Raw genomic sequence first — 14,101 nt, 5'->3', positions numbered from 1 at the left:
ATGTTCTTAACCGGCTCCCCCTTGTTTTATTCCTTGTTCCAGAGCCGATTATTGCTCCTTCCGCCATTGAGCCCCCCTGCGCAATCCCTTAAGATACGCGCGTTGAGCTTGTCAATAATCATCATTGTCATTTATTCAGGGAATTGCCGAAGGCGCTGCGCGTATTCGCCGTTTTCGAAATTTCTCAGCGGACACAACAACTACAATATCGAGTAGTTCATGCAAGATTTAGATCAGAACCCAGTGCCCAGGGGTGAACTGGCACTTAAAATCACCGCATTGCCCCGCGACTGCAACAGCTTCGGCGACATCTATGGTGGATGGCTCGTCGGTCAGATGGATATGGCCGGTACCAGCAGCGCCTCACGTATCGCCCGCGGCCGGGTAGCCACCGTTGCCATCGACCGCATGGGCTTCATGGTGCCGGTACCGGTAGGCGCGCAACTCGCGTTTCACTGCCAGGTGCAGGATATCGGCCGCAGCTCGATCACCGTGCTGGTGGAGGTGTGGAGTGATGACCACACTCACGAAGAGAGCCGCAAGGTGACCGAAGCCACCTTCGTGTTCGTGGCCATCGATGACCGGGGACGAACTCGGGTTATTCCTTCCTGAGCAGAGCATTCACAGGATGCCGGCGCCCCGTCAGGTAACGGGTGCCGGATCCTGAAGCACTACTGCGGCCTCAAGCCTGGGGATAATCCGCGTAGGAATGCTTGAGCGTGGCGTGGTTGAGCAGCATCTCTGCCTTCAGCTGGCTGCCGTCGGCAGAATAGATGCGTGAGCGCACCCAGTACGACTCAGTACGCTTGCTTTCCGACAGCGCCACTACTTCCCGGCGGATCAGATAGTCCTCGCCCACCAACAGTGGCCCGTCGATCATGCGGATTTCCTGGTCGGCGAACAGGCCGATTACCGGCTGGCGCACCGGGAAAGCCGCCTGCTTGCTGCTGTATTCCGCCAGCACACTGACCATCTCCAACGGAATGATCGGCCGGCCCCAGGGAGACACATCGGCCTGCGAATACCAGGGCGAATTTTCGGTAATACGCTCCAGCTTCTGGTTCAGCGAAAAGGGATACAGCTCACCCATGTGCTGATCGGCGTCCATGCGTACCCGCTCTTCCTCTGCTCCGGTCATACCCACCTGCAGATCGGCCAGAATCACCAGCCGCTCCGGCGGGCGCAGCCTGGCCATACGCTCATCCAGCAGGCTCGGGCCCGCATCACCAATACTCGCACTGGCTTCCAGCACCGGCGTACCATCGGCCTTCTCAGCCCAGCAACGTACGCGGGTCGCGCCCGGCGCCGGACGCTCGACAAAGGCGCGTACTTGCTCGCCCTCCACCACCATGTTCTGGAAGTGCGCCGAAAAACAGCCGCGCTCGAACCAGTCCTGCCCCCAGATCTCCACCAGCAGCGGTGTGAACTGACTGAAATGGGTTGGCCCCTCGATAGGGCCAGCGCGGAAACCGAGCTTTTCCGCCATATCGTCATCATGGATAGAGGTATGGCCACTGTATTGCTGATCAGCCAGCATCTGTTTTGGCTCGCGCAGCGGGCCGCACAGGTAAAGCGGGGTATCGAAACTCATGTGTCGTCTCCTCAACCGTTGAGCATGGCGCTGAGGCGCTCACGAATAATGCCTTCGGCCTCGGCCATGATGCGGTCGACCAGTTGCTGCACCGTCGGCACATCGCGGATCAGCCCCGCCACCATGCCGCAAGACCAGGCGCCCGCATCCATTTCGCCGGTCTTCATGATGCGCGGATAGACGCCGGCCACTTCCTCGACAATATCCTCGAACTTGATCGAGGTGCCCAGGCGCTGTTCTTTCTCAAGCAGGCGCTCGACCGCCGCGTTGTTCATCACCCGCTCGGTATTGCGCAGCGGGCGCATGACCAGCCGGGTATCCAGCTCGCTGGCCGCCACAATGGCCTGCTTCACGTTCTCGTGTACCGGTGCTTCCTGGGTGGCGATAAAGCGCGTACCCATGTTCATGCCGTCAGCACCCAGCGCCAGCGCAGCGGCCAGCGAACGACCATCGGCCATACCACCGGAAGCGACAAAGGGGATTTTCAATTCTTCGGCAGCACGCGGCAGCAGGATGAAGTTGGGGATATCGTCCTCACCCGGATGCCCGCCGCATTCAAAACCATCCACACTCACCGCATCGCAGCCAATGGCCTCGGCCTTCAGCGCATGGCGCACCGCGGTGCACTTGTGGATAACCTTGATGCCGTTTTCCTTGAGGATCGGCAGCCACTTCTGTGGATTGTTGCCGGCGGTTTCCACCACCTTCACACCACCTTCGATGATGGCCTTGATGTAGCCAGGATAATCCGGCTGATTCACCGATGGCAGAAAGGTCAGGTTGACGCCGAACGCCTTGTCGGTCATCTCACGGCAGCGGCGAATCTCCGCGGCCAGCGCTTCGGGGTTCGGCTGAGTCAGCGCAGTGATCATGCCCAGCCCGCCGGCATTGGCTACCGCCGCTGCGAGTTCGGCATAACCGACGTGGTGCATGCCGCCCTGGATGATGGGATGCTCGATACCGAAGAGTTCTGTGATTCTGGTTTTCATGGCTACCTACCGAGTCGAGTTGGCAGCACGCCACGGGCGTGCCTCTGACAATAACGACTGAGTTTAGGCGGGCCGACGTAGCTCGGGCAAACACGAGATTGAAGGGGTATTCAGGAGGTTTATGGATGGCTCAGTACCGGCCACCCAAACGAGTGGCCTGGTGTTTTGGTGTTACCTGTCCGAGGCAGAATCTTCCAATGCCTCGCCGCCTCTCTGGATATCCCTGCCTGCGCCTTCCATGGTGTTACAGCCGGCCATGAACAGAACCATCATTCCGAGCAATACTGATTTCAGTGTCAGACTCATAATTTGACTCCAGCATTATTATTGAGCACCAGTCACGCGCCGGGGGCAGCGTGGGTCAGGCTGAATGGAGCGCAGCCACAATTATGGACAGCGAAGGGGCGAAGCTGGTTCATATAGGGTTTGCTGGGGCTTGTCTCAATCGGCCACCATAGCGGAAAGCTGGTACCCTGAGCCGCTGCGAAGCGTCAGACAATAAGAGAACCCCATGCCCCAGAATGCCGATCGCCCTAACATGATCCTGACCGTGCTGTGCGACACCCTCACCTCCCTCGTGGTGATCGGGTTCGCCCGCCTGGCCTACGGCATCATCCTGCCGGCGATGCGCGCGGACCTTGGCCTGTCCTACCAGCAGGCCGGGATTCTCAGCACGGTTACCGCCCTGTGCTACGTCTGCTTTGTCCTGGCCGGCGGCCTGGCTGCGGCCCGCTGGGGAGCGAAGGCCTCCGTCATGTTCGGCATGCTCACGGTCACGGTAGGGTTCCTGGGCCTGGCTATCGCCACCCACTTCTGGCTGGTGATGTTTCTTATGGGGTTACTGGGGTTTGGTACCGCCTTTGCGTTCGCGCCAATGGTGGCGCTGCTGGCGACCTGGTTTCCCGAGCAGCGCGGGTTGGTCATCGGCTACATGTCCAGTGGTGTCGGCATCAGTGTCCTGCTGACCGGTGTCCTCGTGCCCATTCTGTTCGACGTGTTTGGCGAACAGGGCTGGCGGGTCAGCTGGGGCATGTTTGCCGCCTCCGCCCTGTTTGTCACCGTCATGATCGGTCTGTTTGTACGCAATCCACCCAAGGCCACAACCACCGCTGCCGGGCAACTGCCGTCGGAGGTGAAGTGGCGGATCTACCGCAACCCCCGGGTACTGATCGTGGCCACCACCTACGGCATCATCGGCCTGGGTTATATCGTCCAGACGGTATTCATGGTCAGCTTCATGGTCGAAAGCGGCCACACTGAAGCCATTGCAGGACGGTTTATGGCGATGATGGGCTTACTGTCCATCGCCGGCGGACCCTTGTGGGGATGGCTGTCTGACCGCTGGGGCCGGGGTAACGCACTGGCCATGTGCATGTTCCTGGTGCTCATCGCCGTGGCGTTACCCATCACCGGGCAGACCCTGCCCCACTTCTTCTTGCACTTCCTGGTGATGGGCGCCTCGGTCAACGGCTTGTTCGCGATGATCCAGACCAGCGCGACAGACCAGGTGGCCCCCCGCTACATCCCTATCGCATTCAGTTTTGCGACCGTGTTCTTTGCATTCGGCCAATTCCTCGGGCCGGCCGTCGGCGGTTGGCTGATCGAAAATACCAGCGGCTTCACCGCGGCTTTCAGTTTTACCTTCCTGGTGCTGTCGGTCGGGTTTGGTCTGACGCTGTTGATTCGGCGGTTTCCCAATGAATGGGCGGTCGGGGAGCCGAAGGCGGTGCCGATCCAACTTTCTGAAGGCCGGGGAGCAGCGAAATGACCAACGGAGTCCCGGCGCCCACCGGCGGCGTTAGTTAGGAAGTACATTATGTCCGGCTCACTACCTCGCTTGTACTCCTTCCGCCGCTGCCCTTACGCAATGCGCGCCCGACTCGGCCTCCTGTTTGCCGAGCTGAAAGTAGAGCTGCGGGAAGTAGTACTGAAAAACAAGCCGGCGCAGATGCTGGCTATCAGCCCCAAAGGCACTGTTCCTGTTCTGGAACTCGCGGAGGATGACAGCTCTGAGAGACTCGTTATCGAGGAAAGCAGGCAAATAGTGGAATGGGCACTGCGACAGAACGATCCAAAAGGTCTATTGAACATCGATTTAGTAAGCGCTAATACCCTGATCGACCAGAACGATAACGAATTCAAACATTGGTTGGATCGCTACAAATACGCCGATCGCCATCCAGAGTTAACCCAGTCAGAGTATCGGGAGCAGGGCGAGGTGTTCTTGCAGGTGTTAGAACAGTTGCTCGCTAAAAACAGGTATCTGCTGGGAAGCAATATCAGCATCGCTGATATCGGCATCATGCCTTTTGTACGCCAGTTCGCCCATGTAGATCAGGAGGTGTTTTACAGCCTGCCCTATCCGAATCTACAGCAATGGCTGAGGGATTGGCTGGAACACCCAGTCTTTCAGCACGTCATGATCAAGTTCCAACCCTGGCAGGAAGGCCATGAAATAGTGGTGTTTCCATAGGGCGGCAAGCAAACTCGAGCCCAGCGTTTCAGGGTCTGATCCAAGGCCCTGGCAGTATCTGTTCCGTTCGACACCTTTTCCCACTGGGCCAACATCCATTTATGCAGTGCATCAGCAACGGGCCTGGCATGTTTATTTCTCATGATTCAGCGCTGCTCTGACGTGAGCTCGCTGGCTTCCAGCTCGACCTGGTACAACAACTTGATGTACTCCAGTACCTACTCGGCCAGCACGCTCTGATTGACCACGTGCAGATCGGCCTCTTACGAGGGGGCGCCTTTGGCCGGCAGCAGTAGGTCACGACGGCCGAAACCGGCCAAAAGCGGGCAACAGTCCAAGAGGTGTGAAGGAAGGTTTCAATATCTACCAGAAGCACACGTTTATGGTCCCCACACCAAGCCAGCCTCAATTCGAGACTGGCCTGGGCGTGACGGCACCTAATCAGGTCTTCCGCTTCACATCGCCCGCTTTAACTCACCGTAGTTGCCACGAGTGCGAAGCACCAACGTGACATCCTCATTATTCCGGTTACGGAAAAACCAGCCATGGTTCCCCGTGAACGCGGCCGTCAAATCGCCTTCATCCTCCGTAACGCCACGGCCCTTCTCATAAGAGATAGACTGGCCACCGCCATCACCGTGGGTGTCGAAGTTGACGGGGCCGCCTTCTGATACCCAATGAAAGCTGGCAATCGCACCTTGTTCCATAGTCAGCTTGTACTCAGTGCCTTCGCCAGGGGTCAGCACTACGCGGACCTCATCCTGCCATTCCGGCTGCGCTGGAGCAGGCGTTGCGACAATTGGCTCTGCCTGTGGCTCAGGGTCAGCAACTGTCTGTTGAACCGGGGCCGTCGGCTCTGGTGAGAGCTCTTCAGCAGCGGAAGGCACCGCCGTCAACTGCGCGGCTTCATCAGCAGCGGCTTCATCGGCAAGTTGCTGTTTGATCTCGCCCATCTCAGTCAAACCCAACAAACGGCCTACACCCGTCGGGTCAATCGCGTATTCGGCTGGCATGACGACGGTCACCAGAAGCACCAATGCAACGATGGCGGAGATGATGGTAGAGCGAATCAGTTTTGCGCTACTGGGTAGTTCAGCGCGTGAGGGCATATCGGTGTTGTACATAAATGTCTCCAGAATCAAGCAATAAAGTAGCCAGTGAGCTGATAGCCAATAAGCAGAAATCCCGCGCCCATCATGGCTACGTTGGCGGTGTAGGCATGACGGAAGAAGCCGTCAGTCTTACGCCAGAAGCTCATTGCAATCAGGATCATGGCCAAAGCAATTAGCTGGCCCATTTCCACGCCGACGTTGAACGCAAACAGGTTTGGGACCAGCCCATCCGGTGAGATGTCGTATTCGATAATCTTCGACGACAGGCCAAAGCCGTGAAACAAACCAAAGATCAAGGTGGCGGCTTTGGTGTTGGGTTGAAAGCCAAACCAGCGTTGGTAAGCGCCCAGGTTATCCAGCGCCTTGTACACCACAGAAAGGCCGATGATCGCGTCAATGATGTAGCTGTTGATACCGATATTGAAGTACACGCCCAGCAGCATGGTGAGCGAGTGTCCAACAGCAAACAGGCTTACATAGATAGCGATATGCTGCATGCGGTAGAGGAAGAAAATCACCCCCAGCAGAAACAGCAGATGATCATAGCCGGTGACCATGTGCTTGGCCCCGAGGTACATGAAGGCAATGAGGTTCACGCCAGTGATTTCCTGAATGTAGCCCTTGTCGCCTTCGGCGACAGCGTGGGCAAATGCGTCAGGCATACCTATAAACATCAGCGCGGTGAACAGTAAAAACAGTAATAGCGGGCGATTCGAGCCTACAGGGAATCTGCCCGAATCGCTTCCTGGAAAAGAATGCATTATTTAGTCCTGAATGACGGTGGTTAAAAGTCGCGAGGCGGCGTTGTCAGCACACCAGATCAGGACGGGGAGGCCGCTTGACTAAAAAGATCGGTGCCGCAGGCACAAAACTGCCGGCGTCACGCAGAAGCGCCGCACTCTTCGATTGAGCGCTTAGGCCCAGAGGCATATTCAGGTGCGGCGTTTCGTGCACGTGATCGGCAGTCAGCGATGAATGGAAGTGATCCGCACAGATTGTGCAGGTGGGAGCGTCGTTACCGTGCGAATGCGCGTGAGCGGGCGGGCTGGCGCCATTCACTAATGCCGAGCTATGCCCGACCCATGCCATCAATATGACGAGAGCGAGGGCAAATATCACCTTGGCGCTGATGGGCTTGCTGGGCATATCTAGAGGGTCCGGTGCCTGGGGCTCGTGAGTCTTGCTGATTCGACGGATTGACCGTATCCCCTCCAGGGGGATAGGATGCGAGCATAATCCATCCCGACATGAGACTCAATACATGAGCGAAAACGCAGAGGGGCACCAGCACTCAAGCCATGGCGATATCGTCAAAAGATTGAAGCGGGCAGAGGGTCACCTACGTAGCATCATCACCATGATTGAAAGCAGCCGCCCCTGTGTCGATATTGCACAACAGTTGCACGCGGTAGAAAAGGCAGTCTGCCAAGCCAAGCGAACACTTATTCAGGACCATATTGACCACTGTCTGGAGCACACGGTAGAGGCGCTTTCCGGGGGTGAACGTGCACCACTGGAAGATTTCAAGCAAATCACCAAATACCTCTAAGACTTTTCCCAGCAGGGTTTCTTCCATGTCGAGTTTCGCCGAACTACTGCAGCAGGGGGCCTCCCAGGCGTGGTTATATTTTCCCACCGCCATTTTATTAGGCGCTCTGCACGGCCTGGAGCCTGGACACTCCAAAACCATGATGGCGGCGTTTATCGTGGCGATTCGCGGCACAGTAAAACAGGCCGTTCTGCTTGGTTTCGCAGCGACGCTTTCTCACACGGCGGTGGTCTGGTTAGTGGCCATGTTTGGCATGTATCTGGGGCAGAATCTCGACGCTGACACTACCGAGCCCTACTTCCAGCTTGCCAGCGCCGCCATCATTATTCTCATCGCCCTGTGGATGCTGGGGCGCACCTGGCAGGGCGAGCAAACATGGCAGCTCGAGGCGGCTAGTGCACATCAGCATCACCATGAACATGAACATGAACATGCCCATAACCATGATCATGTCAAAGCTGGAGGGCTTGAGCTGTCGCTGGAAGGTTATCAGGATGCCCACGAACGAGCGCATGCCCAGGATATTCGCACGCGTTTCAGCAATGGCAATGTCAGCACCGGCCAGATCATTCTGTTCGGGCTGACTGGGGGTTTGATCCCCTGTCCGGCGGCGATTACTGTGTTGCTGCTCTGTCTGCAGGTGAAGGAAGTCACGCTGGGAGCGGTACTGGTGTTGTGCTTCAGTATTGGTTTGGCAATCACGCTGGTCACCGTCGGCGCCGCTGCCGCCATCGGCGCACGACAGGCATCCAATCGTTGGCCTTGGCTCAGCACGGTGGCACGCCGCGCCCCTTATTTTTCCAGCGTACTGATTATCGGGGTGGGTATATATATCGGCATTCACGGCTGGACCGGGCTCAATGCCTGACGCGTGGCTGGAGCTTTCCGGCTATCTTGGACTTTTCCTTGCGGCATTCGGTGCCGCCACGCTACTGCCGATGCAGTCAGAAGCGGTGCTGGTCGGGCTGTTGCTGACAGACCGTTACGCTGCCTGGGCATTATTGACGGTCGCAACCACTGGCAATGTGCTTGGCTCCGCCGTCAACTGGTTGCTGGGCCGCTCTATAGAGCGCTATCGACAAAAACGCTGGTTTCCAGTCAGCGAGCGCAAACTGGAAAAAGCCCAGCAGGCTTACCATCGTTTTGGCCGCTGGTCGTTACTGCTCAGTTGGGTGCCAATTATTGGCGACCCACTGACCGTGGTCGCCGGCGTTATGCGCGAACCTTTCTGGAGCTTTCTGTTGATCGTCACACTGGCCAAGACTGCCCGCTACCTGCTGCTGGCAGCCGTCACGCTAGGATGGTTTATTTGAGCTCAAGGGGGCTTTTGACAGCCGAGCTTAAGCCTTGAACGTCGACGAACTAAAGGCGCGGCCATATTCAGTCGTCGTTCTCAAACTGCGTAATGACTTGGCGGTCTTAGTTTTCTTCTGCATGGAATCTGACCTGGAGTTAATGTTCATCTGCATCTGACGTCAATAGCGCGACCGCTGGCTAAAAAACCACAAGAGAAGCTAAAACACCAAGAATCGCACACCCTGCCAGCACTTTGATCATGCCGACTTTGAAATGAAAAATCGCGACCATGGCGCCTACAGCCAGTAGCAACGACAGTACATCCAGGGATTCTAGGTTTGGCGTTAACACACGCGCTCCCATAAAGCGCCATTCGCCTACTTCAGCGAAAATAACGTGAAACCCAAACCAGATCGCTAAGTTCAGGATAACCCCGACTACCGCAGCGGTAATGGCTGACAGCGCGGAGCTCAGTGCGCGATTATCGCGTAGACGCTCCACATACGGAGCCCCTAAAAATATCCAAAGGAAACAAGGAACGAAAGTAACCCAGGTCGTCAGCAGCGCAGCCAGCGTCGCTGCTACCAAGGGATCAAGGCCTGTGGCCTCGCGATAAGCACCCATGAACCCGACAAACTGCACCACTTGAATTAACGGGCCCGGGGTCGTCTCCGCCATGCCGAGGCCATCGAGCATTTCGCCCGGTGCCAACCATCCATAATTTTGCACCGCCTCTTGGGTTATGTATCCCAACACCGCGTATGCACCCCCAAAGGTCACCACCGCCATCTTGCTGAAAAAGAGAGCAATCTGGCTGAATACATTCTCGCTACCAAACATTGCTAACAAGAGCACGACCGGCGTTAACCACAACAGCAGTAGGGTGGCTGACATGCGTAGCGACCACTGGCGATTGGGACTCGCATGAGCAGGCAGTCCTTCGCCGAGTATGGAGTCTCGGTCGCTAAGAACTGACTCGTCAGCACTTCCATGGCCACCTCCCACTTCAAAGGCCGTCATGCCCCGCTTACCGCCCCAATAACCTAGAAGAGCTGCGGTTAAAATAATCAGTGGAAACCCCACCTCAAAAAGGAAGATGGCGACAAAAGCCGCAGAGGCTATGGCAAGCATTATCCAATTCTTCAGAGCTCGCTTGCCTATACGCACAACTGCGTTAAGCACCACTGCCAGTACCGCCGCTTTCAAGCCAAAGAAGAGCCCCTCAACAGCTCCAACATTGCCCAGGACGGCATACAGATAGCTCAGTGCTAGAATGGCGATAAAACCCGGTAGCACGAAGAGACTGCCCGCGACCAAGCCGCCTTTGGTGCGATGCATAAGCCAGCCGATATAAATAGCCAACTGTTGCGCTTCTGGCCCCGGCAGCATCATGCAGTAGTTGAGCGCGTGGAGAAAACGGCGCTCGCCAATCCATTTTTTTTCTTCGACAAGGATGCGGTGCATCACTGCTATTTGACCGGCTGGGCCGCCGAAGCTCAATAATGCAATTCGTAACCAGACCCTGACGGCCTCACGAAACGGTACCTGATGGGGCGATTCAATGTTTGGCGGCATGGCGCACTCTTTAATGATGGCAGGGCTTATTTGTAGAATGTATAACGTTAGTGTAATGAATACAACGAGAGGGTGTTATGGCTGATCACGTGCAGCACTGGTTGATATTGATCATGCGCCTTAGTGGGCGGGCGGGAACGCCTCGCATGAGGATATGGCGCGCTCTTCGTAGCTTAGGTGTGGCGGTACTCAGAGATGGCGTTTACTTGCTGCCTGCCAGCTCCTCCCGCAGAAATGCCCTGGAGCAGCAGGCCAGCGAAATCAAGATGCTGGGAGGTGACGCGCTGCTGATTGAGGTAGAGGAATCAGCCATAGATGGCATTGATGCTTTGCCTTCGCTCTTTGATCGAGCGGCAGATTTTCAAGCCTTAAGAACAGCGGTGGTTGACTGGCAGCAGGCATGCCCTCAGTTGGAGGAGCGAGAAGCACAGCGTCAATTGACCCAGCTACAGAGACGTTTGCAAAGCATTATGGAGATCGATTTCTTTCCACGCGCAGAAAGTGAGCACGCCGTCACAGCCATGGCAGATGCGGAGAACGTCTTTAATCGTTGCTTTGTGCCTGACGAGCCGCAGCCGAACCAGGCCGAGATCCCACTGCTTGATCGCTCTGCATTTATCGGAAGATGCTGGGCCACGCGGCGCCGCCCCTGGGTGGATCGGCTAGCATCGGCTTGGTTGATCCAGCGCTTTATTGATCCCGAGGCTCGCTTCGTGTGGCTGGAACACCCAAACCAGTGCCCGCCAGATGCGCTAGGGTATGATTTTGATGGAGCCAACTTCACCCATGTTGATGACAAGGTCACCTTTGAAGTGCTGCTGAGGAGTTTCAGTCTTGAGACTCAACTGGGTTTAAGCAAGATTGGGGAGCTAGTTCACTACCTGGATGTGGGAGGCCCCCCCGTTCCAGAGGCAGTAGGGTTAAAACTCATGGTGCTCGGGGCCAAGGAGCGCTGTCATGATGATGACGCGCTCCTGCAACATACCAACATGCTGTTTGACGACCTTTACCAGGCGTATTTGACAGGAGACCCGTACCGGGAATGAGCGTCGCGCAGACAACAGGTTCCAGACAGCAGGGTCAGATGGAGAATGTATCGTGACCCTTCCGTGTTGGTTATCGTGCTCTGCTTTCTGAAGCTTTCTGTTGATAGTCACCCTGGCCAAAGCCGCCCGCTACCTGCTGCTGGCAGCCGTGACGCTAGGATGGTTTGTTTAAGCCCAAGGGGACTTTTGACTGCTGAGCCTGAACTTTAAACGCCACCGGAAAAAAGCTGCGACCAGATTTAATCTGCTTTCTCAAGTTCTGTAACAACGTAGCTTCCATTTTCCTCTTCAGCATGGAATCTAACCTTGTCCCCCGCAGTGAGTCCTTCCAGATCAGAGGCGTCCTGAACGCGGAATACCATGGTCATCGGCGGCATTTTCAGGTTGTCGATCGGGCCGTGGCGCAAGGTGACACGCTGCCCAGCCTGATCAATCTTTCTCAGCTCACCTTCGGTCATGGCGTCATGCTCGTCTGCCATGGCGGAGGTGGCAGTAAGCGCACATGCCACAAAGAACATCATTACTTTTTTCATCGTATTGCTCCTGTTACTCAAGGTTAATAGCTCAGTTCGTGCTTACTTCAAGACCGCCAACCATGCCGGCTTGAAAGTGCCCTGGCAGCAGGCAAGCAAAGTCAAAGCGCCCGGCTCGATTGAAGGTCCAGATCAGCGTTTGCGTTTGGCCCGCGGCTACGTGCGCCATATAGGGCTCGTCATGCTCCATCCCTGGAAACTTTTCCATGAGCGCGGCATGCTCTTTCAGCTCCGCAGCCGTGCCCAATACCAGTTCATGCAGCATTTCCCCTTCGTTTTTAATTACCAGTTTCAGCGTCTCACCCTCAGCCACTTCGAAATGATCCGGGGTAAAGCGCATGTTGTCGTTCATGCGAATGACTAACTCGCGATCTACCTGGTCCTCGCTTGCGCCGATGCCCCAGGCCTTTTGCTCCGGCGGCATCGCACTGCGCGCGCTATCTTCGGCGTCGCCATGCGCCAATACCCCGAACGACAGCGTACTTAGCGCCGCAATGACTGTTATCCGTATTAACGTGTTCATCTGTATATCTCCCGTTGCAGATTAATGACCGGAATGCCCGGTGGGTTTGCGTACTTGCACTTCAACCGCCGGCTTGCCGGTAGTCGATTCGGACTTGAAACGCGCCGGCTCGGCCAGAGGCCCGGTCCACTCGAAAGCCTGGGTGCCTTCCGGCTGCCGATACCAACCAGGATCGCGGTAATCACCGGCAGGCTGATCTGCACGTACTTTGAGCATGGTGAACATGCCGCCCATTTCCACCGAGCCAAAGGGCCCGTCACCGGTCATCATCGGTATGGTGTTCTCCGGCAGCGGCATCTGCATTTCCGCCATATCGGCCATGCCCCGCTCGCCCATCACCATGTAATCGGGGATCAGATCATTGATCTGCGTAACCACCTTGCGGTGATCAACGCCAACCATCGTCGGCACGTCATGGCCCATGGCGTTCATCGTGTGGTGGCTCTTGTGGCAATGAAAAGCCCAATCACCGAGATCGCTGGCGATGAACTCGATCTGCCGCATCTGACCCACTGCCACGTCCGTGGTTACTTCCGGCCAGCGTGCGCCGCGCGGTACCGGTCCGCCGTCGGTTCCGGTGACCTCGAACTCATGGCCGTGCAGATGTATGGGGTGATTGGTCATGGTCAGATTGCCGACGCGGATCCTCACCTTGTCATCCTTACGTGCCACAAGAGGGTCAATCCCGGGAAAGACCCTGCTGTTGAACGTCCAGATATTGAAATCAAGCATCTCCATGATCTTGGGCGTGTAGCTTCCAGGTTCGACGTCATAGGCGTTAAGTAGAAAACAGTAATCGCGGTCGACCTCGTCAATATTGGGATGAGCATCGCGCGGGTGAGTTACCCAGAAACCCATCATGCCCATGGCCATCTGCACCATTTCATCCGCATGCGGGTGATACATGAAGGTCCCGGGGCGCTTGGCTTCGAACTCATACACATAGGTTTTGCCCGCCGGGATAGCACGCTGATTTAGGCCAGCCACCCCATCCATGCCGTTGGGCAACCGCTGCCCATGCCAATGGATACTGGTATGTTCCGGCAGCTTGTTGGTAACAAAAATACGGACTCGATCACCCTCTACCACTTCTATCGTAGGCCCAGGCGATTGGCCGTTATAGCCCCAGAGATGAGCATTGAAGCCTGGAGCCATCTCCCGCACTACCGGCTCCGCAACCAGATGAAACTCCTTTACACCGTTATTCATGCGCCAAGGCAGCGTCCAGCCATTGAGCGTCACCACCGGCTTGTAAGGCCTGCCAGTATTCGGCTCCAGCGGCGCCATGGTCTCCGGGCTGCTCTGAATTACCGGCTCGGGCAACCCCGCCAAAGAAACCCGGCTGACCGAAGAAGCAGCAACGGCTGCCGTTATGGCACCCGCGCCCATAAAGAAATCACGTCTTGAAACCATG

Annotated in this window: 17 protein-coding genes; 7 read left to right on the top strand and 10 right to left on the bottom strand. The window is 56.5% G+C overall.

The genetic code is table 11. The features are described from left to right. The first annotated feature begins 219 nt into the window (after positions 1-219). Complete coding sequence (locus BM267_RS07980; RefSeq protein ID WP_036991762.1) at positions 220-612, top strand: acyl-CoA thioesterase; 393 nt, start codon at positions 220-222, stop codon at positions 610-612. A gap of 70 nt (positions 613-682) precedes the next feature. On the opposite strand, the gene BM267_RS07975 is transcribed toward BM267_RS07980, so the two are convergent. The 3 genes from BM267_RS07975 to BM267_RS07965 all read right to left on the bottom strand — a co-directional run bounded on the left by BM267_RS07975 (position 683) and on the right by BM267_RS07965 (position 2,886). Further along, positions 683-1,591, bottom strand: coding sequence for a hotdog family protein (locus BM267_RS07975; protein ID WP_036991760.1), 909 nt, complete (start codon positions 1,589-1,591; stop codon positions 683-685). Positions 1,592-1,602: 11 nt separating this feature from the next. After that, the gene (locus tag BM267_RS07970) at positions 1,603-2,580 is read right to left on the bottom strand and encodes an NAD(P)H-dependent flavin oxidoreductase (RefSeq protein ID WP_074778890.1); all 978 of its coding nucleotides are present in this window, start codon (positions 2,578-2,580) and stop codon (positions 1,603-1,605) included. Positions 2,581-2,751: 171 nt separating this feature from the next. Next, entirely contained in the window at positions 2,752-2,886 is a 135-nt protein-coding gene (locus BM267_RS07965; protein ID WP_051611213.1) for an entericidin A/B family lipoprotein, read from the bottom strand. Between the two features lie 205 nt (positions 2,887-3,091). Here BM267_RS07965 and BM267_RS07960 point away from each other — a divergent pair, with 205 nt between their 5' ends. Together BM267_RS07960 and BM267_RS07955 are read left to right on the top strand one after the other, a co-directional pair. Continuing rightward, positions 3,092-4,348 (top strand): MFS transporter, encoded by a 1,257-nt coding sequence (locus tag BM267_RS07960; RefSeq protein ID WP_074778892.1) that lies wholly within the window; start codon positions 3,092-3,094, stop codon positions 4,346-4,348. Positions 4,349-4,396: 48 nt separating this feature from the next. Beyond that, complete coding sequence (locus BM267_RS07955) at positions 4,397-5,053, top strand: glutathione S-transferase (RefSeq protein ID WP_074778895.1); 657 nt, start codon at positions 4,397-4,399, stop codon at positions 5,051-5,053. Here BM267_RS07955 and BM267_RS17000 read toward each other — a convergent pair. The 3 genes from BM267_RS17000 to BM267_RS07940 form a co-directional block, all read right to left on the bottom strand. Further along, positions 4,990-5,196 carry an IS66 family transposase gene (locus tag BM267_RS17000; RefSeq protein WP_074778896.1) on the bottom strand — a complete coding sequence of 69 codons (207 nt, stop codon included), beginning with the start codon at positions 5,194-5,196 and terminating at the stop codon, positions 4,990-4,992. The two genes, BM267_RS07955 and BM267_RS17000, sit on opposite strands and share 64 nt — an antisense overlap. Before the next feature lie 312 nt (positions 5,197-5,508). After that, positions 5,509-6,177: a hypothetical protein gene (locus tag BM267_RS07945; protein WP_036991753.1), complete on the bottom strand. Its 669-nt coding sequence runs from the start codon at positions 6,175-6,177 to the stop codon at positions 5,509-5,511. 14 nt (positions 6,178-6,191) lie between these two features. Beyond that, on the bottom strand, positions 6,192-6,839 hold the full coding sequence (locus BM267_RS07940) for a HupE/UreJ family protein (protein WP_036992099.1): 648 nt from the start codon (positions 6,837-6,839) through the stop codon (positions 6,192-6,194). A gap of 587 nt (positions 6,840-7,426) precedes the next feature. On the opposite strand from BM267_RS07940, the gene BM267_RS07930 reads away from it, so the two are divergent. Genes BM267_RS07930 through BM267_RS07920 form a run of 3 tightly spaced genes read left to right on the top strand, consistent with a single transcriptional unit; the run spans position 7,427 to position 9,027 of the window. Further along, on the top strand, positions 7,427-7,714 hold the full coding sequence (locus BM267_RS07930) for a metal-sensing transcriptional repressor (RefSeq protein WP_074778900.1): 288 nt from the start codon (positions 7,427-7,429) through the stop codon (positions 7,712-7,714). 25 nt (positions 7,715-7,739) lie between these two features. Further along, entirely contained in the window at positions 7,740-8,582 is an 843-nt protein-coding gene (locus BM267_RS07925; protein WP_074778902.1) for a nickel/cobalt efflux transporter, read from the top strand. Next, positions 8,575-9,027, top strand: a complete 453-nt coding sequence (locus BM267_RS07920; protein ID WP_036991748.1) for a YqaA family protein — start codon at positions 8,575-8,577, stop codon at positions 9,025-9,027. Before BM267_RS07925 ends, BM267_RS07920 begins: the two co-directional genes overlap by 8 nt. A gap of 181 nt (positions 9,028-9,208) precedes the next feature. On the opposite strand, the gene chrA is transcribed toward BM267_RS07920, so the two are convergent. Next, positions 9,209-10,585 (bottom strand): chromate efflux transporter, encoded by a 1,377-nt coding sequence (gene chrA / locus BM267_RS07915; protein ID WP_036991744.1) that lies wholly within the window; start codon positions 10,583-10,585, stop codon positions 9,209-9,211. A gap of 77 nt (positions 10,586-10,662) precedes the next feature. Here chrA and BM267_RS07910 point away from each other — a divergent pair, with 77 nt between their 5' ends. Next, complete coding sequence (locus BM267_RS07910; protein WP_074778904.1) at positions 10,663-11,631, top strand: chromate resistance protein ChrB domain-containing protein; 969 nt, start codon at positions 10,663-10,665, stop codon at positions 11,629-11,631. A 239-nt stretch (positions 11,632-11,870) separates the two neighbouring features. Here BM267_RS07910 and BM267_RS07905 read toward each other — a convergent pair whose 3' ends face one another. Genes BM267_RS07905 through BM267_RS07895 form a run of 3 tightly spaced genes read right to left on the bottom strand, consistent with a single transcriptional unit; the run spans position 11,871 to position 14,100 of the window. Beyond that, positions 11,871-12,164, bottom strand: a complete 294-nt coding sequence (locus BM267_RS07905) for a copper-binding protein (RefSeq protein ID WP_074778906.1) — start codon at positions 12,162-12,164, stop codon at positions 11,871-11,873. A 31-nt stretch (positions 12,165-12,195) separates the two neighbouring features. Further along, positions 12,196-12,687: a cupredoxin domain-containing protein gene (locus BM267_RS07900; RefSeq protein ID WP_136868613.1), complete on the bottom strand. Its 492-nt coding sequence runs from the start codon at positions 12,685-12,687 to the stop codon at positions 12,196-12,198. Between the two features lie 21 nt (positions 12,688-12,708). After that, positions 12,709-14,100 (bottom strand): multicopper oxidase family protein, encoded by a 1,392-nt coding sequence (locus tag BM267_RS07895; RefSeq protein ID WP_074778908.1) that lies wholly within the window; start codon positions 14,098-14,100, stop codon positions 12,709-12,711. Position 14,101 lies beyond the last annotated feature (1 nt).

It is taken from the genome of Halopseudomonas bauzanensis (genome assembly GCF_900114735.1).
In the GTDB taxonomy this organism is placed as follows: Bacteria; Pseudomonadota; Gammaproteobacteria; order Pseudomonadales; family Pseudomonadaceae; genus Halopseudomonas; species Halopseudomonas bauzanensis.
The sequence above is the reverse complement of the archived record's forward strand: the minus strand, read 5'-3'. Positions and strand labels throughout refer to the sequence as shown.

Coding starts and splice junctions, on each gene's coding strand:
- BM267_RS07980 (WP_036991762.1), top strand. CDS start 220: ATGCAAGATTTAGATCAGAACCCAGTGCCCAGGGGTGAACTGGCACTT.
- BM267_RS07975 (WP_036991760.1), bottom strand. CDS start 1,591: ATGAGTTTCGATACCCCGCTTTACCTGTGCGGCCCGCTGCGCGAGCCA.
- BM267_RS07970 (WP_074778890.1), bottom strand. CDS start 2,580: ATGAAAACCAGAATCACAGAACTCTTCGGTATCGAGCATCCCATCATC.
- BM267_RS07965 (WP_051611213.1), bottom strand. CDS start 2,886: ATGAGTCTGACACTGAAATCAGTATTGCTCGGAATGATGGTTCTGTTC.
- BM267_RS07960 (WP_074778892.1), top strand. CDS start 3,092: ATGCCCCAGAATGCCGATCGCCCTAACATGATCCTGACCGTGCTGTGC.
- BM267_RS07955 (WP_074778895.1), top strand. CDS start 4,397: ATGTCCGGCTCACTACCTCGCTTGTACTCCTTCCGCCGCTGCCCTTAC.
- BM267_RS17000 (WP_074778896.1), bottom strand. CDS start 5,196: ATGAGAAATAAACATGCCAGGCCCGTTGCTGATGCACTGCATAAATGG.
- BM267_RS07945 (WP_036991753.1), bottom strand. CDS start 6,177: ATGTACAACACCGATATGCCCTCACGCGCTGAACTACCCAGTAGCGCA.
- BM267_RS07940 (WP_036992099.1), bottom strand. CDS start 6,839: ATGTTTATAGGTATGCCTGACGCATTTGCCCACGCTGTCGCCGAAGGC.
- BM267_RS07930 (WP_074778900.1), top strand. CDS start 7,427: ATGAGCGAAAACGCAGAGGGGCACCAGCACTCAAGCCATGGCGATATC.
- BM267_RS07925 (WP_074778902.1), top strand. CDS start 7,740: ATGTCGAGTTTCGCCGAACTACTGCAGCAGGGGGCCTCCCAGGCGTGG.
- BM267_RS07920 (WP_036991748.1), top strand. CDS start 8,575: ATGCCTGACGCGTGGCTGGAGCTTTCCGGCTATCTTGGACTTTTCCTT.
- chrA (WP_036991744.1), bottom strand. CDS start 10,585: ATGCCGCCAAACATTGAATCGCCCCATCAGGTACCGTTTCGTGAGGCC.
- BM267_RS07910 (WP_074778904.1), top strand. CDS start 10,663: ATGGCTGATCACGTGCAGCACTGGTTGATATTGATCATGCGCCTTAGT.
- BM267_RS07905 (WP_074778906.1), bottom strand. CDS start 12,164: ATGAAAAAAGTAATGATGTTCTTTGTGGCATGTGCGCTTACTGCCACC.
- BM267_RS07900 (WP_136868613.1), bottom strand. CDS start 12,687: ATGAACACGTTAATACGGATAACAGTCATTGCGGCGCTAAGTACGCTG.
- BM267_RS07895 (WP_074778908.1), bottom strand. CDS start 14,100: ATGGTTTCAAGACGTGATTTCTTTATGGGCGCGGGTGCCATAACGGCA.